Source organism: Flavobacterium silvisoli, assembly GCF_004329815.1.
Taxonomy (GTDB): Bacteria; Bacteroidota; Bacteroidia; order Flavobacteriales; family Flavobacteriaceae; genus Flavobacterium; species Flavobacterium silvisoli.
This window is the reverse complement of the sequence record NZ_SJPE01000001.1, coordinates 466280-489513: the sequence shown is the minus strand read 5'-3', so window position 1 is coordinate 489513 and position 23234 is coordinate 466280. Positions and strand designations below refer to the sequence as shown.

Below are 23234 nucleotides of genomic sequence, written 5' to 3'. Positions count from 1 at the left end.
CTTTAAATCGTTTTAACAAAAAGATTACCGGCTATTTTATTGGTGATTAAAAGTTTGTTTCCGTTGATTTCTATAGTTAACGAGTTGTCGAAACTTTCCTTTTCAATAACTTTTATTTGGGTTCCCAATGCTATTTTTTGCTTGTCTAAATATTGTAAAAAACTTGTTGACGAATCTTTTACACCCACACATATCCCGGTTTTGTTAATAGCTAATTCGGAGAGCAACTGCTTTTCTACTTTGGGGAGATTTCCATTTCTGTCCGGTATCGGATCACCGTGTGGATCTTTGGACGGAAAATCTAAAAACTCATCCAGTTTATTAATCAGTTTATCCGATTGGATATGTTCTAACTCTTCCGCAATTTCATGCACTTCATCCCAGGTAAAGTTTAATTTTTCGACCAAAAAAACTTCCCACAAACGGTGCTTTCTCACAATCATTTTGGCGGCAAAGAAACCCTTTTGCGTGAGCGAAACCCCTTGGTATTTTTGGTAACTCACCAATTCTTTTTCGGCCAATTTTTTCAACATATCGGTCACCGAAGAAGCTTTGGTTTGCATTTCGTGTGCTATAGCATTGGTAGAAATATCCGCTTTGGAAACTACTGACAAATGGTAAATAATCTTCAAATAATTTTCTTCAGAATAAGTCATACTCTCGTTTTTGATGTGACAAAAATAGTGATTGTTTTGGAAATAGAAATATATTTTTAGTTTTGTCTAAAAATTAATTTATGGAACCAAAAATATTACTGCTGGTATTCTGCCTAACAACAACCTGTTTTGCTCAAAAATCAAAACCTATAGAAGCCGATCGTCCCGATCAAACGGAAACACCGGCTATTGTGCCCAAAGGAATGTTTCAGGCTGAAACAGGCTTTACATTTCAAAAAAATAATTTGCAAAACCAAAGCTGGAACTTGCCTTCAACACTTTGGAAATACGGCTTAAATGAAAATTTGGAAGTCCGCCTGATAACCGAATTGGTTTACGAAAAAACAAATGATGAAAAGTCTTTCGGTCTATCTCCTGTTTGGATTGGATTTAAAGTCAGGCTTTGTGAAGAAAGTGGCCTCATCCCCAAAACATCTTTCATAGGACATATGTCTTTACCTCATGCAGCTTCATCAAATTTTAAGAAAGATTTTTCAGCCCCGGAATTCCGATTCACTATGCAGCACACCCTTTCCGACAAGATGACTTTGGGCTACAATCTGGGTTGTGAATGGGATGGCATCACACCGTTGCCCACCTATGTATATACCTTGACAACAGGATTGGCAGTTACGGACAAGCTGGGCATTTATACCGAAGTATTTGGATTTGCGTCGCAAGCAGAGAGCGCCAATCACAATCTTGACGGAGGTATGACCTATTTGATTACCGATAATTTTATGGTAGATTTGTCTTCGGGTGTGGGTCTTACCGATATCGCTCCTGAATATTATTTTGCATTAGGATTTTCATTCAGATATTAAATATGAAACACTATCATTACATTTTTACAGGTACAGGCTTAGCGGCGCTGATGACGGTTTATGAAATGATACGCTCCGGAAAATTTGAAGATAAAACGATTTTATTGTTAGATGAAAATCCGAAACAAACCAACGACCGTACTTGGTGTTTTTGGGATGAAAACAAGAACTTTGATACTATAGTTTCTAAAAAATGGGACACTGCTTATTTCAAAAACGAGAATTTTGAAAGAGCCATGATGTTAAACCCTTATCAATATAAAATGGTGAAAGGGCTTGACTTTTACCGTCTGGTTTTTGATTTAATTGCCAAACAAAAAAACATCCATTTTGTGAATCAAAAAGTAATTGATTTTCAAGAATTGGACAACCTTTGTGTAGTGAAAACCGAAACTGAAAGTTACAGTTGCAATCAAATTTTCAATTCCGTTTTTAATCCGCAAAAAGTTAAGAATCAAACCAAATATCCGCTGATACAACAGCATTTTGTGGGTTGGTTCATCAAAAGCAAAGAGGTCATTTTCAATCCGGAATGTGCAACTTTCATGGATTTTTCGGTCACTCAAAAAGGCAATACTCGATTCATGTATGTACTGCCCACTTCAGAAACAGAAGCCTTATTAGAATATACTTTATTCTCAAAAGAATTGCTGCCCAAAGAAGAATATGAAACCGAAATAAAAAACTACCTTCAAAAACTGGGAGTAACTAATTATGAATTAATGGAAAAAGAACAAGGCAGTATCCCGATGAGCTGTTATCCTTTTTGGAACCAAAACACAAAAAACATCCTCAATATCGGTTCGGCCGGTGGCTGGACAAAAGCCAGTACGGGTTACACATTTGCCTCTACCATAAAAAAATCAAAGGCTTTGGTACAATTTCTCATCACAGAAACCGACCTCAGAAAATTTCACAAAACCACTAAGTTTTGGTTTTACGATTTACTGTTGCTGGATATACTCAACAAAAAAAATGAATTAGGTTCCCGTATTTTTTCAGCCATGTTTCAAAAAGGAAATCCAACCGTAATCTTCAAGTTTTTGGACGAAGAAACCTCTTTTTGGGAAGATTTACACGTAATCTGGAAATGTCCTAAAGGTCTTTTTATTAAAGCTTTCCTGCAAAGAATACTTCGCTTCAGGTTTTGAAATAAAGACATCGAAAATCTTTATGACTTCTTTAAAACATCACTTTAGAATTCTCATTATCTTTGCAACAGATTTTTAAAATCTAATTTCGTATATCTAAAATCTAATAGTCAAAATTATGTATCCAGAAGAAATGGTATTACCAATGCGCGCCGAGTTGGCCGAAGTTGGTTTTCAGGAATTATATACTGCCGCCGAGGTTGAAAATGCACTCAAAGCAGATGGAACTACTTTAGTCGTAATTAATTCGGTTTGTGGCTGTGCTGCACGTAATGCACGTCCGGGCGCGAGAATGAGTCTAGACGGAGCTAAGAAACCAGACCATTTGGTAACGGTTTTCGCCGGAGTTGATAAAGAAGCCGTTGATGCTGCCCGTCAACACATGTTCCCTTTTCCTCCTTCATCTCCAAGTATGGCCTTGTTCAAAAACGGTGAATTAGTACACATGTTAGAACGTCACCACATCGAAGGCCGTCCGGCTGAAATGATTGCCGAAAACCTGAAAGATGCTTATGCTGAATTTTGTTAATTCAAACGAATCATAAAAAAAGGAACTCATTTGAGTTCCTTTTTTTATTTGGAAATAAAATTAATGCTAATTTCTGTTTACCAATGCGTCTTGTTTCCAGGCTTTTACAGAAGCAATTCTGCTGTTTGAATAATCCACTTCGCTTAGCGCTTTGTCATTCCAAAAAAACCATTTTCCGGTTTTTTGTCCGTTGGTATATTCTCCCATTGATGCTTTGTTACCTTGTTGATCATAAGCAACCCATTTTCCTTCCAGTTTTCCGTCTTTGAAGTATCCCTGTTGCTGTATCTGACCGTTATTGTAGTAGTAAGTTGCCTTAACCAAATTGCCTTCTTGTTCTAATACTGGCTTTACCGCTTGCGCAAATGTGAATCCTGAAAAGATTAATGCGCCTAAAATTAATAGCTTTTTCATAGTCGTAGGTTTTAATTGCTTGATATTATGTTTCAAAGTTACTCTTTAATTTACATTAAAAAAACTTTTACTTAACAATTTGGTAACATTGAGTAAAAATTTAACATTGGAAATCTGATTCCGGAGCTTAATTTAAATCAAAATACAAGCCTTTCAGCAGCAATAACTTGAAACAATATGCTATTTTTGCACTCAAATTTTAAATGAAAATGTACAGAAGTCATACCTGTGGTGAGTTAAATGCGTCACACATCAATACCGAAGTAACCTTAGCCGGCTGGGTTCAAAAATCAAGAGATAAAGGATTCATGAATTGGGTGGATTTGCGCGACCGCTACGGAATTACGCAATTAATTTTTGACGAAAGCCGCACAGACAAAGCTGTCTTCGAATTGGCTAAAACCCTGGGACGCGAATTCGTGATTCAGGTTAAAGGAACTGTTATTGAGCGTGAAGCCAAAAACAAAAATATCCCAACCGGTGACATCGAAATTTTGGTGTCCGAATTACACATACTGAACGCCGCCGTTACGCCACCATTCACCATTGAAGACGAAACCGATGGCGGAGAAGACATCCGAATGAAGTACCGTTACTTGGACATCCGCAGAAATCCGGTAAAAAATGCGCTGCTTTTCCGTCACAAAGTGGCTATGGAAGTGCGCAAATATTTATCAGACCAAGATTTTTGTGAGATAGAAACCCCTTATTTAATCAAATCTACTCCGGAAGGAGCCCGTGATTTTGTGGTGCCAAGCCGCATGAATGAAGGACAGTTTTACGCTTTGCCACAATCGCCTCAAACCTTCAAACAGTTATTGATGGTAGGCGGTATGGACAAATATTTCCAAATTGTGAAGTGTTTCCGCGACGAAGATTTACGCGCTGACCGTCAACCCGAATTTACCCAAATCGACTGTGAAATGGCCTTCGTAGAACAGGAAGACATTCTAAACGTTTTCGAAGGATTGACCCGCCATTTATTGAAAGAATTAAAAGGCATCACTGTAGATAAGTTCCCGAGAATGACTTACGAACACGCCATGAAAACTTACGGAAACGACAAACCGGACATCCGTTTCGGAATGGAATTCGGTGAGTTGAATGCGGTGGCCCAACACAAAGAATTTGGCGTTTTCAACTCGGCTGAATTGGTCGTTGGTATCGCCGCTCCGGGTTGTGCATCCTACACCCGCAAAGAAATAGACGCCTTAATTGACTGGGTGAAACGACCACAAGTAGGTGCTTCGGGCATGGTCTATGTAAAATGCGAAGAAGATGGCTCGTTTAAATCATCCGTCGACAAATTTTACGACCAAACCGATTTGGCCAACTGGGCAAAAGCCACCGGAGCCAAAGCCGGCGATATGATTTTTGTGCTTTCGGGCCCGGCCCATAAAACCAGAGCCCAGCTTTCTGCACTTCGTATGGAATTGGCAACACGCCTAGGATTGCGAAATCCGGAGGAATTTGCACCGCTTTGGGTAGTCGATTTCCCGTTATTGGAACAAGACGAAGAAAGCGGCCGATGGCACGCCATGCACCATCCGTTTACGTCACCAAAACCGGAAGACATGCAATTGTTAGCTACTGATCCGGGCAAAGTAAGAGCCAATGCCTACGACATGGTCTTAAACGGCAATGAAATTGGGGGTGGTTCCATTCGTATCCACGACAAAGCCACGCAGCAATTGATGTTTAACTATCTCGGGTTTACCGAAGCTGAGGCCTACAACCAGTTTGGCTTCCTGATGGATGCCTTTCAGTTTGGCGCCCCACCTCACGGTGGATTGGCATTCGGACTCGATCGCTTGGTAGCCATTTTGGGCGGACAGGAAACCATACGCGACTTTATTGCGTTCCCGAAAAACAACTCAGGGCGCGATGTCATGATCGATGCTCCTTCGGCAATTGACAAGGCTCAATTGGACGAATTACATATTAAGTTGAATTTGAGCTAAATACTGTCAAATTCACAGAATTTTAAGAAGCAATTGTTGAAATAATTAAAAACAATTGCTTTTTTTATTAAATAATTTAAAATATCTCAACTAATTCATTATTGAGTTTTTATTGTTTTTACTGATTTTATATTTTTTTTATAATTTTTTAACATTGAAATGCTTGTTATGTCGCAATAAAAATTATCTTTGAACATTATTAATATTTTTTATTTCAACACAATGCGCACAGGTACAGTAAAATTTTTCAACGAGTCAAAAGGGTATGGTTTCATAACTGATGACGAAACAGGAAAAGACATCTTCGTACACGCCACCGGAATCAAAGCAGACAGCTTAAGCGAAGGTGACAAAGTTTCTTACGAAGAAGAAGAAGGTAGAAAAGGTAAAGTAGCCGCTCAAGTAGCTGCTATCGAAGACTAATATATATTATTTTTTGATTACCTAGAATGGCTAAACGTCCCGAAAAATTTCGGGACGTTTTTTTATGCTTTTTCCTCATTATTTATAATCAGTTTAAATAAATGCTTTGTCGGGATAAAATACAAACGTTTAGCCCCTGATTTTTGCGAATTCAATAATGCGATGTATATTTGTGGCTATTTTAATTACTTCAAAATTTAAGCCTTATGCAATCCAATCAATTAGATTATTTGCCAATCCTAATGCAGGCTGGTTTAGCTATCGGATTTGTGGTGATGACCATCATCGGTTCAAGCTTTTTAGGTCCGAAAAGACATTCCAAAAGCAAGGATAAAAATTTCGAATGTGGTATCGAATCCGTGGGGAATGCCCGGATTCCTTTTTCTGTAAAATATTTCTTAGTAGCCATTCTTTTTGTGCTTTTTGATGTGGAAGTAATTTTTCTCTACCCTTGGGCGATTAACTTTAAAGCCTTGGGGGTTGAAGGTATGATCAAGATGGTTATTTTCATGACCTTGCTTTTAGTCGGTTTCTTCTACATCATCAAGAAGAAAGCGCTGGAGTGGGAATAGCTTTAATTACGAATTATAAATTCAAATGATTCATGAGTGATTCAAAACCAAATATGGTAGCGCCACCGGAAGGCGTGGTGGGTGAAGGATTCTTCGCTACCAAACTGAATGATGTTGTTGGTTTGGCCCGAGCCAATTCGCTTTGGCCCTTACCCTTTGCCACCTCTTGCTGCGGAATCGAATTTATGGCCACGATGGCTTCGCACTACGATTTAGCACGATTTGGTTCCGAAAGAGTAAGTTTCTCCCCGCGTCAAGCCGATATGTTGATGGTTATGGGTACCATCTCTAAAAAAATGGCTCCCATTTTACGCCAAGTATACGAACAAATGTCGGAACCGCGTTGGGTTATCGCCGTGGGGGCTTGCGCTTCTTCAGGGGGGGTGTTCGACACGTATTCGGTGTTGCAGGGCATTGACAAAGTGATTCCGGTTGACGTTTACGTACCGGGCTGTCCGCCAAGACCCGAACAAATCGTGCAAGGGGTCATGCAGTTGCAGGAACTGGTGAAAAACGAGTCGGTTCGCCGCAGAAACTCACCGGAATATAAAGAATTATTAGCTTCTTATAATCTATAATATGGCTTTAGAAACAGCGCATATACAAGAAAAATTGTCTCAAGCATTCGGCAACCATGTGCTGAACTTTGAAATGAAACGCGACATTTTCACCTTTGAGGCAACTCCGAGTACGATTCACGAAGTGATTCGCTTTCTCAAAGAACAAGAAGATTTAAACTTCCATTTCTTAACCGATTTGACCGGAATTCATTTTCCCGACAATGATGCCGAGCACCAATTTGCTGTGGTGTATCAGTTGCACAATTGGATTGAAAACGTTCGCATCCGCGTAAAAACCTTTTTACCCGACCCCGCAGAAGTGGATACGGTAACCGATTTGTTCTTGTGTGCCAATTGGATGGAACGAGAAGCGTGGGATTTCTTTGGGATTAATTTCAAAGGCCATCCGCAACTCAAACGCATCTTGAATATGGAAGAAATGGTGTCCCACCCGATGCGGAAAGAATTCCCGATGGAAGACGGGGGACGAACCGACAAAGACGACCGCTTCTTCGGAAGAACACCGGCCAATTGTTAAACCAAACAGCATTTTCAATGTCAGATTTATTGTTATCCCCGGAGCATCGTTATGCTAAAATTATCGAAAAGACTCGCAACGAAGACGGTAGCGAACTCTCTATACTAAACCTCGGCCCCACTCACCCGGCCACGCACGGAATTTTCCAAAACATCTTATTGATGGACGGTGAAAAAATTCTGGATGCCGAGCCAACGGTTGGCTACATTCACCGTGCCTTCGAAAAAATTGCCGAAAATCGTCCGTTTTACCAAATCAACGTGTTGACCGATCGTATGAACTATTGTTCATCGCCCATTAACAACATGGCCTGGTGGATGACCGTAGAAAAGCTTTTAAATATTGAAGTGCCGAAACGCGCCCAATATTTGAGAGTGATTGTCATGGAATTAGCGCGTATCGCCGACCACTTAATCTGTAATTCGATTTTGGGTGTGGATACCGGAGCCTATACCGGTTTCTTGTACGTATTCCAATTCAGAGAAAAAATATACGAAATCTACGAAGAAATTTGTGGAGCCCGTTTAACGACCAACATGGGACGCATTGGCGGATTTGAGAGAGAATGGTCTGACGAAGCTTTCAAAAAATTAAACATCTTCTTAGAAGAGTTTCCGGTAGCTTGGAAAGAATTCGAAAACCTATTCGAAAGAAACCGCATCTTCATTGACCGTACGGTAAATGTAGGTTCGATTACTGCTGAAAAAGCGATGCAATACGGAATGACCGGTCCAAATTTACGCGCCGCCGGAATTGATTACGATGTTAGAAAAGCGGCTCCGTACTCGTCTTACGAAGATTTTGAATTTGATATTCCTGTTGGAAAATCAGGAGACACGTACGACCGTTTCTGTGTGCGCAATGCCGAAGTATGGGAAAGTTTGAGCATCATCCGCCAAGCTTTGGCCAAATTACCGGAAGGTCCGATTCATGCCGATGTTCCCGATTACTATTTGCCTCCGAAAGAAGAAGTATATACCAATATGGAAGCACTAATCTATCACTTTAAAATTGTGATGGGCGAAGTGCCGGTGCCGGTAGATGAAATCTATCACGCTGTTGAAGGAGGAAACGGAGAATTAGGATTCTATTTAATCTCCGACGGAAGCCGAACACCATACCGCTTAAAATTCAGAAGACCTTGTTACATCTATTACCAAGCGTATACCGAAATGATTAAAGGCGGCATGCTATCGGATGCCATCGTTATCTTATCAAGTTTAAATGTAATCGCCGGCGAATTAGACGCTTAAAGAATTATGGAAAGATCACATATCAAACAGGAAATAAATATTACGGAGTCGTTGATGGCTCGCATCAATGAGCTCATCAGTCACTATCCGGCCGATAAAAAGAAATCGGCATTATTACCGGTGTTGCACGAGGTGCAAGATGCGCACGACAACTGGTTGAGCATCGAACTGCAAAACAAAGTGGCTGAGATTTTAGGCATTTTACCCATCGAAGTCTATGAAGTGGTGACTTTTTACACCATGTTCAACCAAAGACCGATTGGGAAATACATGTTCGAATTCTGTCAAACCGCAGCCTGTTGCCAAAACGGCGTGGAAGATTTGATGGACTACACCTGTGAAAAATTGGGCGTAGGCATCGGCGAACCGACCGCTGACGGGATGTTCGAAGTTCGCGGCGTGGAATGTTTAGGCGCTTGCGGTTACGCTCCTATGATGCAGTTGGGCGATTTCTACCAAGAACATTTGAACAAAGAAAAAATCGACCAGTTGATTCAGGATTGCAAAGACGGAAAAATCACTTTACACGATAAATAATATCATGGGAAGAAAAATATTATTAGACAAAATCAACGTTCCGGGCATCAAAACCTATGAAGTGTACCGCAGAGAAGGCGGCTATGCTTCAGTGGAAAAAGCCCTGAAAAAAATGACTCCCGATGAAGTAGTCGAAGAGGTAAAAACTTCGGGCTTACGCGGTCGTGGCGGTGCGGGTTTCCCGGCAGGAATGAAGTGGAGTTTTATCGATAAAAAATCGGGCAAACCACGTCACTTGGTGTGTAATGCCGACGAATCAGAACCGGGAACTTTCAAAGACCGCTATCTGATGGAATACATTCCGCACCTATTAATCGAAGGGATGATTACGTCGAGTTATGCCTTAGGGGCTAACTTGTCCTACATCTACATCCGCGGAGAATACATGTGGGTGTACAAAATTTTGGAAAGAGCCATCGCCGAGGCCAAAGCGGCCGGTTGGTTGGGGAAAAATATATTAGGTTCGGGCTACGATTTGGATTTGTATGTCCAAATTGGTGGCGGTGCCTACATCTGTGGAGAAGAAACTGCTTTGATTGAAAGTTTGGAAGGCAACCGAGGGAATCCTCGTTTGAAACCGCCATTCCCGGCAGTGCAAGGGTTGTGGCAAAATCCAACCGTAGTAAATAACGTAGAAACAATTGCAACGGTGCCTTGGATTGTCAACAATTCGGGGGCTGATTATGCTGCTATCGGAATCGGACGCTCTACGGGAACCAAATTGATTTCGGCTTCGGGAAATATTAGAAACCAAGGCGTTTTCGAAATCGAATTGGGTGTTTCCGTATACGAGTTCATGAATTCCGATGAATATTGTGGCGGAATGCAAACCGACCGTCCTCTGAAAGCTTTAGTGCCCGGAGGTTCTTCGGTGCCGATTCTTCCGGCGCATCTTATCTACAAAACAGCCGCCGGCGAAGACCGTTTGATGACCTACGAAAGTTTGTCGGATGGAGGTTTTGCGACCGGTTCGATGTTAGGTTCAGGCGGATTCATCGTATACGACGACCGCGCTTGTATCGTACGCAACACGTGGAATTTCTCGCGTTTCTATCACCATGAATCGTGCGGACAATGTACGCCTTGTCGCGAAGGAACCGGCTGGTTGGAAAAAGTATTGTGGCGTATCGAAAACGGACAAGGACGCGAAGAAGACATTGAATTGTTATGGAGCATTCAGTCGAAAATTGAAGGAAACACCATTTGTCCATTGGGTGATGCGGCTTCATGGCCGGTGGCAGCAGCCATTCGTCACTTCCGAGATGAATTTGAGTACCACATTCGTTTCCCTGAAAAAGTAAAAAACAGAGATCACTTTGTGGCTGAACCTTTTGAAAAAGTAAAACATTTAGTGGCAAAACAAATAGTATAAAAGTTGAGGGTTGCCAGTTGGTGGTTGATGAAGAAAATCCAAATAACCAACAACCGACAACCAATAACTAACAACCAATATTTATGAAAGTAACCATAGACGGTCAGGAAATTGAAGTAGCGCCGGGGACCACCATCCTGCAAGCTGCTCGTATGATTGGAGGCGAATCCGTGCCGCCAGCCATGTGTTATTATTCCAAACTAAAAGGAACCGGAGGTAAATGCCGTTGCTGTTTGGTCGATGTGACCAAAGGAAGCGAAGCCGATCCACGTCCGATGCCAAAGCTTGTTGCCTCTTGTGTAACGGGTTGTCAGGATGGTATGGAAGTGGCCAGTAAAAAATCGGACCGAGTAGCCGAAGCGCGCAAAGCCGTAACCGAATTCCTTTTAATCAATCACCCGCTCGATTGCCCGGTTTGTGATCAGGCAGGCGAATGTGATTTGCAGAATTTAAGTTTCGAACACGGAAAACTGCAGCACCGCTTCATTGAAGAGAAAAGAACGTTCGAACCGGAAGATATCGGCGATAAAATCCAGTTGCACATGAACCGTTGTATTGTGTGTCAGCGTTGTGTGGAAGTGGCTGATCAATTGACGGATAAAAGAGTACACGGCGTATTGAACCGAGGCGATCACTCGCAAATTTCGACTTGTGTTTCTGCGGCTATCGACAACGAATTCTCAGGAAACATGATTGATGTGTGTCCGGTGGGTGCTTTGACGGATAAGACCTTCCGATTTAAATCGAGAGTGTGGTTCAACAAACCGTTTAATGCGCACAGAGAATGTACGACTCCGGGTTGTTGCGGAAAAGTTACCTTATGGATGTTCGGCAACGAAATTCAAAGAGTAACGGCGCGCAAAGACGAGTTTCATGAAGTAGAAGACTTTATCTGTAACACCTGTCGTTTCGACAAAAAAGAGGTGGCGGATTGGGTCATTGAAGGCCCTCGTCAATTCGAGAAAGACTCGGTAATCAACCAAAATAAAAAATACGACACCACTGAAAAAGTGGTGATTGAAACCGAAAAAGGCATCCTGATGGGTCGCGATGTCGATCGTAAAAAAATCAGTATGGCCGAGATTGATTACAACGAAAAAATTGATGGTAACCCTATAAATTCGAAAAACAATGGATAGTGGATTTATCATAGAAAAAAGCGTTTTAATCGTAGTGGTTTTTGCCGTAACCATGATTATGGCCATGTATTCTACCTGGGCAGAACGTAAAGTAGCAGCTTTCCTTCAGGATCGTGTGGGACCAAACCGTGCCGGTTGGGGTGGCTTATTACAACCGTTGGCCGATGGGATGAAATTGTTTGCCAAAGAAGAATTCGAACCCAATACCCCTAACAAATTTTTATTCTTTGTCGGGCCCGCCATTGCCATGAGTACGGCCTTGATGACCAGTGCGGTCATTCCGTGGGGCGATAAATTGGAAATCTTCGGAAGAACCGTATACCTTCAGGCGACTGATATTGATGTGTCGTTATTGTACATTTTCGGAGTAGTTTCTGTGGGGGTTTACGGCATCATGATCGGAGGCTGGGCGTCCAACAACAAATTCTCCTTGATGGGAGCGGTTCGTGCCGCTTCGCAAATGGTCTCGTATGAAGTAGCCATGGGATTGTCGATGATTGCGTTGTTGATGATGACCGGAACGTTGAGCTTAAAAGAAATTTCCGAGCAACAAGCCGGAATGAACTGGAACGTGTTCTACCAACCGGTAGGATTCTTAATCTTCCTGATTTGTGCTTTTGCCGAAACGAACAGAACGCCTTTCGATTTGGCAGAATGTGAATCCGAGTTGATTGGGGGTTACCACACCGAATACTCTTCCATGAAAATGGGATTCTATTTGTTTGCGGAATACGCTAACATGTTTATTTCCTCAACCATTTTGGCGGTCCTGTATTTTGGGGGGTACAACTACCCGGGCATGCAGTGGATGGTGGAGAATGTTGGCGTAAACACGGCCAATGTTTTAGGAATCGGAGTATTATTTGTCAAAATATGTTTCTTCATCTTCTTTTACATGTGGGTGCGTTGGACCATACCGAGATTCAGATACGACCAGTTGATGAACCTGGGCTGGAAAATTTTAATTCCGCTTTCGATCATCAACATCATCATTACAGGAATTTGCATTTTAGCTTTTAAATAAGATACCGCAACTATGTCAACAGCAATTCAAAATATATCGCTTTCCGGCAAAAAGAAACAGGTTTCCAATAAGGAAATGACGTTTCTGGAGCGATTGTATTTGGTAGCCATCATCAAAGGATTGATGATTACCATTAAACACTTTTTCAGAAAAAAAGCCACCATCCACTATCCGGAGCAAGTGCGTACGTTTAGCCCGGTGTACCGTGGCCGACACATGTTGAAACGCGACGAACAAGGGCGTGAAAACTGTACGGCTTGCGGTTTGTGTGCCTTGTCTTGTCCGGCAGAAGCCATCACCATGAAGGCCGCTGAGCGCAAAAGAGGCGAAGAGCATTTGTACCGTGAAGAGAAATATGCCGAAATCTACGAAATCAACATGTTGCGTTGTATTTTCTGCGGTTTGTGCGAAGAGGCCTGTCCGAAAGACGCTATTTACCTAACCATTTCAAAAGAATTGGTACCGGCGCAATACGACCGTGAGGATTTCATCTTCGGGAAAGACAAATTAGTGATGCCGTTGGAAATGGCTATAAAAAATACTCAACTTAAAAACGCTAACTAATGTCGCCTATATTAATTACCTTCTACTTTTTAGCAGCCATTACGTTGGCCACGGCGTTTTTAACCATTTACAGTAAAAACCCGATTCACAGTGCTATTTACTTGGTCCTTTGTTTCTTCTCTATTGCCGGTCATTACCTGTTGTTTAACGCGCAGTTTTTGGCCATCGTGCATATCATCGTGTACTCGGGGGCCATCATGGTGCTCTTCCTCTTTACCATCATGTTGATGAACCTCAACAAAGAAGATGAAGTACACAAACCCCGCATTACGCGTTTGGGAGCGATAGTGGTTTTCATCCTGACCAGTATAGTTTTGGTTACGATTTTCATCAACTCCAAAACCATCATGGGCGATTACGACACTTCGGGCGAAGATTTCCAATCCATCAAAAAATTAGGAAATGTGTTGCTCAACGAATATATGGTGCCCTTCGAATTCGCTTCTATTCTTTTGTTGGTTGCGATGATTGGTGTAGTCTTATTGTCTAAAAAAGAAAAAACGGAGAAAAAATAATGAACAATATTTTAAATGAAATAGGGATAGAAAACTACATCTTCCTTTCGGTACTGCTGTTCTGTATCGGTGTTTTCGGAGTGTTGTACCGCAGAAATGCCATCATCGTGTTCATGTCGATTGAAATCATGTTGAACGCTGTGAACTTATTGTTTGTGGCCTTTTCCACCTACCATCAGGATGCCGAAGGTCAGGTATTTGTATTTTTCTCAATGGCAGTTGCCGCGGCCGAAGTTGCCGTTGGTTTGGCCATCTTAGTTTCGGTGTTCCGCAACTTGGGATCGATTGATATTGATAATTTAAAGAATTTAAAAGGATAACCCGGAATGGAAACAAATTTAGCTTTACTCTTACTCTTATCTCCGTTTGTTGGCTTTCTTTTCAATGTATTCTTTGGAAAAAAAGTAAGCCGAACGGTTTCGGGCGCCATCGGAACACTGACCGTTATCGTGTCTTTCTTATTGAGCATCTGCTTTTTTGCCCAATTGAACCAAAACGGAAAACCATTCGAAATTTCCTTATTCGACTGGATTTCGGTACATAATTTCAAATTAGACTTCGGTATTTTGTTAGACCAATTGTCGTTGTTGTGGTTGTTGTTCGTGACCGGAATCGGTTCGTTGATTCACCTGTATTCCATCAGCTATATGCACGATGACGAAAACATGCACAAGTTCTTCGCCTACCTAAACCTGTTCGTTTTCTTTATGATTACGTTGGTTGTGGGCAATAACTTATTGGTGATGTTCATCGGTTGGGAAGGCGTTGGATTGTGTTCGTACTTGTTAATCGGATTTTGGTATAAAAATCAGGATTATAACGATGCAGCTAAAAAAGCGTTTATCATGAACCGCGTGGGTGATTTGGGCTTCCTTATCGGCATGTTTGTAATCGCCGCCTTGTTCTCTACCTTAAATTATACCGAATTAAAAACTGCTATCGGACACGGTGGTGCCAATGCCGTTATGCTGGGTCTGGCTGCGTTGTGTTTGTTCATCGGAGCCACCGGAAAATCAGCGCAATTACCGCTATACACTTGGTTACCCGATGCGATGGCAGGACCAACTCCGGTTTCAGCATTAATTCACGCCGCAACGATGGTAACTGCCGGTATCTTTATGGTAACGCGTATGAATTTCCTATTCGATTTAACCCCTGAGATTCAAAATATTATTGCCGTAGTCGGAGCGTTGACCGCTTTAATCGCGGCTTCTATCGGACTTTTACAAAATGATATCAAAAAAGTATTGGCCTACTCTACCGTTTCCCAATTGGGCTTGATGTTCCTGGCTTTAGGGTTTGGAGCATATAACGTAGCGGTATTCCACGTGATTACACATGCCTTCTTCAAAGCGTGTTTGTTCTTAGGTTCGGGTTCGGTAATTCACGGTTTGCACGGTGAACAGGACATGCGAAACATGGGCGGCTTGCGCAAAGCGATGCCGATTACGTTTTGGACGATGATGATTTCCACCTTAGCCATTGCGGGTATCTTCCCGTTTGCCGGATTCTGGTCAAAAGATGAAATTTTGATGGTGGCCTTTGAACACAACAAAGTATTGTATGTGATTGCGTCAATAGCGTCTATCATGACCGCCTTCTATATGTTCCGTTTGATGTACCTGACGTTCTTCCGAGAATTCCGCGGTACCGAGGAGCAAAAACACCACTTACACGAAAGCCCGAGTTTAATCACCATTCCGTTAATCGTCTTAGCGATTTTAGCGGTGATTGGGGGTGCCATCAACTTGCCGGGCAGCGCTTGGTTAAACCATTTCTTAGAACCGATTTTGGCTGCCAAACACGAAGAGCATGCGTTAGGTACTCATGAATTTATGCTGATGGGTATTGCTTTAGCCGGAGCTATAGTGGGTATCCTTTGGGCGAATGCCAAATACATCAAACAAGGTTTTGTGCCGAAAGCCGATGCCGAAATCACCGGATTCAACAAAACCATTTACAACAAATATTACGTGGATGAATTGTATACCTTCCTGATTGTAAATCCTATCAACGGTTTGGCCAACTTCTTCCGTACTACCTTAGAACCTGCTTTAGGGAAAGTTGTCTACAGTTTGGGCACCGCTGCCAACGGACTGGCTACACAAGGAAAAAAGCTGCAAAACGGAAACATCGGGTTGTACCTTTTTGCTTTTGTGATTGGCGTTTGCGCCATCATCACCTATTTATTTATAACGCATATCGCTCAATAATTTTTACATAATGGATGTAACTACTATATTATTATTACTGCTGATGGGTTCCATCGCTACTTTTTTGGCGGGAGATAAATTAGCTTCCAAAGTCGCTCTGTTGTTCAGTTTGGGGGCCTTGGGTTTGTCTTTGTATTTGTTAAACTCATTGAATCAGGGCGCCAATATCAGCTTCACCGGAAGTTGGATAGACTATCCTAAAGTAGCCTTGGCATTCAAAGCCGATGGTTTGGCAATGGCGATGGTATTGTTGACTACCGCCTTAACCCCGTTGATCATTTTATCCTCATTGGGCAACCCGTTCAATAACAGTAAAAATTTCTACGCCTTAGTCTTATTCATGTCGTTTGCCATGACCGGTACTTTTCTGGCGGCTGACGGATTGTTGTACTACATCTTCTGGGAATTGGCCTTGATTCCGATTTACTTTATCGCCTTGATTTGGGGTAACGGCGATGCTGAAGACCGTAAAAAAGCGGTTTTGAAATTCTTCATCTATACCTTAGGAGGTTCGTTATTTATGCTGATTGCTTTCGCGTATTTGTACTCCAAAGCCGGAAGCTTCCTGTTAGAAGACCTATACAAACTTGATTTATCAGCTACCGAAGAATGCTGGATTTTCTTGGCTTTCTTCTTGGCGTATGCCATTAAAATTCCAATTATTCCCTTCCACACCTGGCAGGCAAAAGTGTACCAAAAAGCACCAACCGTGGGTACTATGTTGCTTTCGGGGATCATGTTGAAAATGGGATTGTACAGTGTGATTCGTTGGCAATTGCCTATCGCGCCGCATGCTGCTAAAGAATACATGCCTATTTTAATCGGATTGAGTATTGCCGGTGTAATTTATGGTTCGATAGTGGCTTTGCGCCAAAAGGATTTGAAAAAATTATTGGCTTATTCGTCGTTGGCACACGTTGGCTTAATTGCTGCCGGTTGTTATACCTTAACTCAGGACGGATTAAGTGGGGCCGTAGCCCAAATGATTGCGCACGGTTTTGTGATCGTTGGGTTGTTCTTTGCGGCTGAAATCATCTACAGAAGATACGAAACGAGAACCATCGCCGATATGGGCGGTATCCGTTCGCTAACGCCAAAATTCACTTCGATGTTTATGATTTTGGTATTGGCTTCCGTAGCCTTACCGGGAACGTACAACTTCGTGGGAGAGTTTACCGTATTGTACAGTTTGAGCCAAGCCAATATTTGGTACGCTGTTTTGGGCGGAACGACTATTATTTTGGGAGCCTATTATATGTTGAAAATGTTCCAGAATGTGATGTTGGGAGAAACCAATGCCAAGGCTTTTGCGGATGTCACCACCACCGAAGCTATTACTTTGGTTGCCATCATCGCCTTTTTATTATTCTTTGGCTTGTACCCGAAACCGATTACGGATTTGGTAGCTCCGAGTATAAAAGAAATTCTAACTATTATTAATAACTAAGTCCATAATGAATACATTAATTGCCATATCAGGTTTAGGTGTTTTTTGCCTTATCGCTGAAATCTTTAATTTAAGAAAGCTCTTGGTTCCCGTTGCGGTTTTGGGATTAGTAGCTATTCTTGGACTTACCGTTTCCGAGTTCCATACGCCGAACACGTTCTACAACAACATGATTGTGGTGGATAAATTCTCGGTTGCTTTTTCGAGTTTATTCATCGTCCTGACGATATTTCTGGTGGCCTTGAGCGGTGATTTTTATAAAGACCATCCGAGTAAGTTATCCGACTTTTTGGCCATTAAAATTTTCCTTTTGGCCGGAGCCGTGGCTATGGTTTCATTCGGAAACTTATCGATGTTTTTCCTTGGGATTGAAGTATTGTCTATTTCTTTATATGTCTTAGCTGCCAGCCGAAGATTAGACATAAAGAGTAATGAAGCCGGGATGAAATATTTTCTTTTGGGTTCTTTCGCTTCAGGAATTATTCTTTTTGGAATTTGCTTAATTTATGGAGCAACCGGTTATTTCGACATCGCCGAAATCAAAGATTTATCTTCAGGAGCAGGTATCCCTGTTTGGTTTCCTATTGGTATTACCTTAATGATTATCGGTATGTTATTTAAAATAGCTGCCGCTCCTTTCCATTTCTGGGCACCCGATGTATACGAAGGTTCACCGACTATGACAACAGCGACCATGAGTACTTTGGTCAAAGTTGTGGCTATGGCTACCTTATACAAAGTGTTGAGTGGCATGACTACCTCACTAACCCTAACGTTTGAGATGGTGATTGTCGTGATTTCAATACTATCCATGACCGTGGGTAATATCATGGCCTTGCGTCAAAACAACGTAAAACGTATGTTGGCGTTCTCCGGAATTTCGCATGCCGGTTTTATGCTGATGGCCATATTGAGTTTGTCAACCGCAGCCGGAACACTTTTATATTATACCGCCGCGTATGCTTTGGCCGGTATTGCTTCTTTTGCCGTAATCATTTACGTAACCCGCAACAAAGACAATGAAGACACACTCAACTTTAACGGTTTAGGAAAAACCCATCCGTTGTTGGCCGCTGTATTAACTGCTTCGCTTTTATCTATGGCCGGTATTCCGATTTTTGCCGGATTCTTTGCCAAGTTTATGTTGTTCAGCCAAACCATACAAGCCGGTTATTTGGTAGTTGTTATTGCCGGAGTAGTCAACTCCATCATCAGTATTGGTTATTATTTTAAACTGATTTTGGCGATGTACACCAAAGAAGCTGCCGAAGAAAAACAAGCCGTGCCTTTTGTGTACTACTTTGTGGCTGTAACTGCTATTTTACTTAACATTCTGATGGGACTTTATCCGTCATTAGTAATTAATTTACTGAACTAACAGTATTTATACTGCTGTAATACCAAAACCATCAAGACACTACTTGGTGGTTTTTCTTTTAAATAAAACCCTATATTTGGGTAACCAATTTATTCCCGTATGGAAACCCAGACCAAAGTATCGGCAGTGCTCAGAAAAATTCCTTATGATATTATTGCTTTCTTCTTTTTTGCTGTTGCTGTTTCGGTCTTCAGTTTTTATTTGAATTTGGATATCAATAAAAAACTAAAAGCCAGCCTGATTCCTTACACCGGTTGGGGTTTCGGAAGAGGTTATATGTTTTTTTTGTTTTTTATCCCAATCTGTCTTCTTTCGTTCAAAGGTACGGTAGTCAAAACGCTTGGAATCCTGCGTATATTCATCATTATTTCTGTGCTGATGCAGCTTTTTGACGGCGTTCAAGACTGGCTTCAAGTTGCCCCCGAAGATTACACCAATCCCAACCCCTATTTGCGTTATGATAAGCTAACGCCGATTTATACTATTGGAGTGCCACTGTTTTGGTTAGTATTGATGCTGATAATGCTGGTTATAAGCTATCTCCAATTCAAAAATGAAAAACGGCTAAATTAACCTTTGTTCATTTCAAAAAATAATTGGCTATTGCGTACTTTTATACCATGTATGCTTTAGTCGATTGCAATAACTTTTACGCCTCCTGCGAACGCGTGTTCCAACCCAAACTCATGGGTAAACCCATTGTTATTTTATCCAATAACGACGGCTGCATTATTTCGCGCAGCGATGAAGCCAAAGCGCTCGGCATACCTATGGGAGCACCCGAGTTCAAGGTGCGTCAGGAACTAAAAGATAAAAACATACACGTATTTTCTTCCAACTATCCTTTGTATGGCGATTTGAGCAGCCGTGTGATGAAAATCTTAGAAGGATTTACACCGCATGTTGAACCCTACAGCATTGACGAGGCCTTTATGAATTTTGACGGAGTACCGGTAACCGATTTTCACGATTATGGACTGCAAATCAAAACCCGTATCCTGAAATGGCTGAGCATTCCGGTTTCGGTAGGTTTTGCTCCCACCAAAGCCTTGTCGAAAGTAGCCAATAAGATTGCTCGTAAGTACCCCGAAAGAACAAAAGGTGTCTACGTTATTGATACTGAAGAAAAGCGCTTAAAAGCCCTGAAATGGACGAAAATTGAAGATGTGTGGGGCATTGGTTTTCGCCTGAGCCAAAAAATGAAAGCCAAAAACATTGCCACGGCCTACGATTTTACTTTACCGCAACACGAAGCCTTCATCAAAACCACTATGGGTGTTACCGGACTTCGGCTGAAATACGAACTCGAGGGGAAATCGGTTTTGGAGATGGAAGTTCCTAAAGATAAAAAGAGCATAGCCATTACCCGCAGTTTTGCCGGCAACATCACCTCCCTCGACGAGATGAAAGAGCGTGTTTCTACTTTTGCGACCGTTTGTGCCGAAAAGCTTCGCAAACAAAAATCCTGCTGCCAAAGCGTCATTCTGTATTTGCGCAAAGACAAATATAAAACCGAAAGAGCGCGATATAACTTTTATTCTATGGAAACCCTGCCCTTTGCCAGTAATTCTTCTATTACCATCAGTAATGCAGCATTAAAAATGCTCAAATCTATCTTTGAAGAAGGCGAAATTTATAAAAAAGCCGGGGTAATCGTAACCGGTATCATCCCTGAAAACCAAAAGCAGTTCCAGCTGTTTGAAGAAGAAAACCCCAAGCATCTGAAACTGATGCAGGTTATGGATGCCTATCAAAAGAAAACCGGAGAGCGCAAAATACGCTTGGGTTGCCAGGACTTGCAACGCACCTGGAAAATGAAACAGGAACATTTGTCTAAAAAATACACCACTGATTTTAAAGAAATACTACAGATTCCATGTCGCTGAAAAAAAAACTCACTTTCTTTATCCCCGATAGTGAAAACCCTCAGGAGCTTCCCTATTTTGATAGTGGTATCAAAGCGGGTTTCCCTTCGCCCGCAGCCGATTTTGACGAAACCAAAATCAGTCTCGACCGGGTACTGGTTAAAAACACCGAAGCTACTTTTTATGCCAAAGCCGACGGAACCTCTATGAGCGGTGCCGGAATTGATGATGGCGACATTATGATCATAGACCGCAGCCTTGAACCCGCCGACGGCAGAATAGCCGTGTGCTGCATTGACGGTGAGTTTACGGTAAAACGACTTGCCATAAAAGAAGACGGCCTGTACCTTCTGCCCGAAAATCCCTCCTTCCAACCGATAAAAGTAGAGGAAAACCATAAACTCATCATTTGGGGAATTGTTACTTATGTGATAAAAAGTGTGTAGCCCACATACTGTTTTACATAATTGTTTTCATACACTCCTCATACATTATCTATGCCTTTGGGATGCTTTAGCTATACAGTAACTATTGAATAGACGGATAGATAATAGACGAAGTGACCCGTCCTAAAATAACTATACAGGTTATTAAATAAATCCTATTATAGCTATACAAATATACTTTTAATGTATAGCTATTTTAGGACAAGACAAGTTTCTGATTTTTTTGAATTTGATTAACAAACCCTCAAATCGCTTATTCTAAAACATTTGAGTTCATATCAAGCATAAAAAAAGACGAACCGTTTTAGCTCGCCTTTTAATGATTTTTATTACTACTATGTTTAATCTTTTATTATTTTTTTAATTGTCATTTCTTTATCTCTTGTAAACTGCAAAAAATAAATTCCATTTGAAAGATTACTTAAATCGATCGTGTTTTCACTCTGAAAACAGACAATCGGAATAAGAACTTGCTGTCCTAAGTAATTAAAGACAGTTACGCTTTCATAACCAAATTTAGAGTTATTAAAAGAAATGATTCCCTTGGTTGGATTTGGATATACTCTAATATTTTTATTGACAACAAACTCATCATTATTTAAATCTAAACCAGAGTTAAATCTTGCTATTACAGTATAAACATCATTGCCAATCTGAGTAAATCCAGTCGCTAATAATTTACCATCAGACTGCAATAAAATAGAATTAAAACGATTGTTATTATTACCAAAACTTCCCAAATTATAACCACTAGTATTAAAAGTTACATCCAATATTCCACTATCAGTATATCTTGCAATAAGGAATTTATCATTTGGAAGAGGAGAGTTACCAACAATTACAATTTTATTATCGGGCTGGATGAGTAATGATAAAGAAAGTGATGAATTGCCATATGTAATTGTAGAAATTCCGTCTGTTCCAAATAAAGTATCTAAAACACCCGTATTATCGTACCGGGCAATAACTGTTGATTGATCAGCATGTCCAGTAACAACAATTTTACCATCCTGCTGAATTACCATTCCTGATATTATCTCAACACTATAAGGGTTTAGATTAGTTAAGACTTTACCGTTTATTCCAAAATCGGTATCTATGTTGCCATTGCTATCGTAACGAACTAAACAAAAACAAATATTTATTGAGTTTATATTCGCTTGACCAGCGGCAACTATTTTACCATCATTTTGAATGCTTACAGCATTAATTTGACTTTGATTCGCGCTTGTGGTAATCGTTGTTGTAGCTAAACCATTAAAACCAAAATCCATGTCAAGACTTCCATCAGTATTTAATCTGGCTATAGCAAACTCATTGCCACAATTTCCTCCAACAACAATTTTATCATCTAATTGTACTTTTACAGAGAATGCATTCATGTTGTTGTTAAATATTGCTATTCCATTATTTCCAAACATAGGATCAAGATTCCCATCCGTTGTTAATCTAACTACCAATAAACTTATACTGGTAGGTGAATTCTCGATGTAGCCTGCTATTACTATTTTCCCATCTTGCTGCAAAATAAGCGAGTGTCCGTAAGTCTTATTATTAACATTAATACTTATAAATCCATTAGTACCAAAACTGGTATCTATTGTCCCATCGTCTTTATGTCTACTCAATCCTATTTGGGCAACTCCTGAAGCTGGTACCCCATAGCCGCCCATCATAACTACATATCCATTTTGTTGTATAACAGATGAAACAGGAATAAATAGCCCTGGATTATACGTAGTAAGAACACTGCCATTAGTGGCATAACTAGAATCGATTACACCTGGCTGGCTAAATACTTTAACAGCTGATGTCAAAAGCGTTAAAATTAATATAAATTGCAATTTTTTCAT

The 23234-nt window shown here is 41.1% G+C and carries 25 protein-coding genes; 22 read left to right on the top strand and 3 right to left on the bottom strand.

What is annotated here, in order from left to right; genetic code table 11:
* Positions 1–2: 2 nt before the first annotated feature.
* The gene (locus tag EZL74_RS02220) at positions 3–656 is read right to left on the bottom strand and encodes a metal-dependent transcriptional regulator (RefSeq protein ID WP_131474954.1); all 654 of its coding nucleotides are present in this window, start codon (positions 654–656) and stop codon (positions 3–5) included.
* 80 nt (positions 657–736) lie between these two features.
* Here EZL74_RS02220 and EZL74_RS02215 point away from each other — a divergent pair, with 80 nt between their 5' ends.
* From EZL74_RS02215 to EZL74_RS02205, 3 genes are all read left to right on the top strand, one after another.
* Positions 737–1480, top strand: a complete 744-nt coding sequence (locus tag EZL74_RS02215) for a transporter (RefSeq protein ID WP_131474953.1) — start codon at positions 737–739, stop codon at positions 1478–1480.
* 2 nt (positions 1481–1482) lie between these two features.
* Positions 1483–2631, top strand: a complete 1149-nt coding sequence (locus EZL74_RS02210; protein ID WP_131474952.1) for a lycopene cyclase family protein — start codon at positions 1483–1485, stop codon at positions 2629–2631.
* 118 nt (positions 2632–2749) lie between these two features.
* Positions 2750–3160: a BrxA/BrxB family bacilliredoxin gene (locus tag EZL74_RS02205; protein ID WP_131474951.1), complete on the top strand. Its 411-nt coding sequence runs from the start codon at positions 2750–2752 to the stop codon at positions 3158–3160.
* 66 nt (positions 3161–3226) lie between these two features.
* On the opposite strand, the gene EZL74_RS02200 is transcribed toward EZL74_RS02205, so the two are convergent.
* Positions 3227–3574 carry a toxin-antitoxin system YwqK family antitoxin gene (locus EZL74_RS02200; protein WP_131474950.1) on the bottom strand — a complete coding sequence of 116 codons (348 nt, stop codon included), beginning with the start codon at positions 3572–3574 and terminating at the stop codon, positions 3227–3229.
* A gap of 209 nt (positions 3575–3783) precedes the next feature.
* Here EZL74_RS02200 and aspS point away from each other — a divergent pair, with 209 nt between their 5' ends.
* The 19 genes from aspS to EZL74_RS02105 all read left to right on the top strand — a co-directional run bounded on the left by aspS (position 3784) and on the right by EZL74_RS02105 (position 21381).
* Complete coding sequence (aspS, locus tag EZL74_RS02195; RefSeq protein ID WP_131474949.1) at positions 3784–5535, top strand: aspartate--tRNA ligase; 1752 nt, start codon at positions 3784–3786, stop codon at positions 5533–5535.
* A gap of 222 nt (positions 5536–5757) precedes the next feature.
* Positions 5758–5958 carry a cold-shock protein gene (locus EZL74_RS02190; RefSeq protein ID WP_131474948.1) on the top strand — a complete coding sequence of 67 codons (201 nt, stop codon included), beginning with the start codon at positions 5758–5760 and terminating at the stop codon, positions 5956–5958.
* 206 nt (positions 5959–6164) lie between these two features.
* Complete coding sequence (locus EZL74_RS02185) at positions 6165–6530, top strand: NADH-quinone oxidoreductase subunit A (RefSeq protein ID WP_131474947.1); 366 nt, start codon at positions 6165–6167, stop codon at positions 6528–6530.
* A gap of 32 nt (positions 6531–6562) precedes the next feature.
* On the top strand, positions 6563–7108 hold the full coding sequence (locus EZL74_RS02180) for an NADH-quinone oxidoreductase subunit B (RefSeq protein WP_131474946.1): 546 nt from the start codon (positions 6563–6565) through the stop codon (positions 7106–7108).
* 1 nt (position 7109) lies between these two features.
* The gene (locus tag EZL74_RS02175) at positions 7110–7628 is read left to right on the top strand and encodes an NADH-quinone oxidoreductase subunit C (RefSeq protein WP_131474945.1); all 519 of its coding nucleotides are present in this window, start codon (positions 7110–7112) and stop codon (positions 7626–7628) included.
* Positions 7629–7645: 17 nt separating this feature from the next.
* On the top strand, positions 7646–8881 hold the full coding sequence (nuoD, locus tag EZL74_RS02170; protein WP_131474944.1) for an NADH dehydrogenase (quinone) subunit D: 1236 nt from the start codon (positions 7646–7648) through the stop codon (positions 8879–8881).
* A gap of 6 nt (positions 8882–8887) precedes the next feature.
* Positions 8888–9418, top strand: coding sequence for a complex I 24 kDa subunit family protein (locus EZL74_RS02165; RefSeq protein WP_131474943.1), 531 nt, complete (start codon positions 8888–8890; stop codon positions 9416–9418).
* A 4-nt stretch (positions 9419–9422) separates the two neighbouring features.
* Positions 9423–10790: an NADH-quinone oxidoreductase subunit NuoF gene (gene nuoF, locus EZL74_RS02160; RefSeq protein ID WP_131474942.1), complete on the top strand. Its 1368-nt coding sequence runs from the start codon at positions 9423–9425 to the stop codon at positions 10788–10790.
* A gap of 83 nt (positions 10791–10873) precedes the next feature.
* Complete coding sequence (locus tag EZL74_RS02155; RefSeq protein ID WP_131474941.1) at positions 10874–11929, top strand: 2Fe-2S iron-sulfur cluster-binding protein; 1056 nt, start codon at positions 10874–10876, stop codon at positions 11927–11929.
* Positions 11922–12953: an NADH-quinone oxidoreductase subunit NuoH gene (nuoH, locus tag EZL74_RS02150; RefSeq protein WP_131474940.1), complete on the top strand. Its 1032-nt coding sequence runs from the start codon at positions 11922–11924 to the stop codon at positions 12951–12953. Before EZL74_RS02155 ends, nuoH begins: the two co-directional genes overlap by 8 nt.
* 12 nt (positions 12954–12965) lie before the next feature.
* Positions 12966–13517, top strand: a complete 552-nt coding sequence (locus EZL74_RS02145; RefSeq protein WP_131474939.1) for a NuoI/complex I 23 kDa subunit family protein — start codon at positions 12966–12968, stop codon at positions 13515–13517.
* The gene (locus EZL74_RS02140; protein ID WP_131474938.1) at positions 13517–14032 is read left to right on the top strand and encodes an NADH-quinone oxidoreductase subunit J family protein; all 516 of its coding nucleotides are present in this window, start codon (positions 13517–13519) and stop codon (positions 14030–14032) included. Before EZL74_RS02145 ends, EZL74_RS02140 begins: the two co-directional genes overlap by 1 nt.
* The gene (nuoK, locus tag EZL74_RS02135) at positions 14032–14352 is read left to right on the top strand and encodes an NADH-quinone oxidoreductase subunit NuoK (protein ID WP_131474937.1); all 321 of its coding nucleotides are present in this window, start codon (positions 14032–14034) and stop codon (positions 14350–14352) included. The genes EZL74_RS02140 and nuoK overlap by 1 nt, the downstream gene beginning before the upstream one ends.
* A 6-nt stretch (positions 14353–14358) precedes the next feature.
* The gene (gene nuoL, locus EZL74_RS02130) at positions 14359–16245 is read left to right on the top strand and encodes an NADH-quinone oxidoreductase subunit L (RefSeq protein WP_131474936.1); all 1887 of its coding nucleotides are present in this window, start codon (positions 14359–14361) and stop codon (positions 16243–16245) included.
* Positions 16246–16255: 10 nt separating this feature from the next.
* On the top strand, positions 16256–17692 hold the full coding sequence (locus EZL74_RS02125; protein WP_131474935.1) for a complex I subunit 4 family protein: 1437 nt from the start codon (positions 16256–16258) through the stop codon (positions 17690–17692).
* Between the two features lie 7 nt (positions 17693–17699).
* On the top strand, positions 17700–19070 hold the full coding sequence (locus EZL74_RS02120; protein WP_131474934.1) for an NADH-quinone oxidoreductase subunit N: 1371 nt from the start codon (positions 17700–17702) through the stop codon (positions 19068–19070).
* A 99-nt stretch (positions 19071–19169) separates the two neighbouring features.
* Positions 19170–19643, top strand: a complete 474-nt coding sequence (locus EZL74_RS02115) for a hypothetical protein (protein ID WP_131474933.1) — start codon at positions 19170–19172, stop codon at positions 19641–19643.
* A gap of 23 nt (positions 19644–19666) precedes the next feature.
* Positions 19667–20956, top strand: coding sequence for a Y-family DNA polymerase (locus tag EZL74_RS02110; RefSeq protein ID WP_317125792.1), 1290 nt, complete (start codon positions 19667–19669; stop codon positions 20954–20956).
* The gene (locus EZL74_RS02105) at positions 20947–21381 is read left to right on the top strand and encodes a LexA family protein (RefSeq protein WP_131474932.1); all 435 of its coding nucleotides are present in this window, start codon (positions 20947–20949) and stop codon (positions 21379–21381) included. Before EZL74_RS02110 ends, EZL74_RS02105 begins: the two co-directional genes overlap by 10 nt.
* A gap of 341 nt (positions 21382–21722) precedes the next feature.
* On the opposite strand, the gene EZL74_RS02100 is transcribed toward EZL74_RS02105, so the two are convergent.
* Positions 21723–23234, bottom strand: a complete 1512-nt coding sequence (locus EZL74_RS02100; protein ID WP_131474931.1) for a T9SS type A sorting domain-containing protein — start codon at positions 23232–23234, stop codon at positions 21723–21725.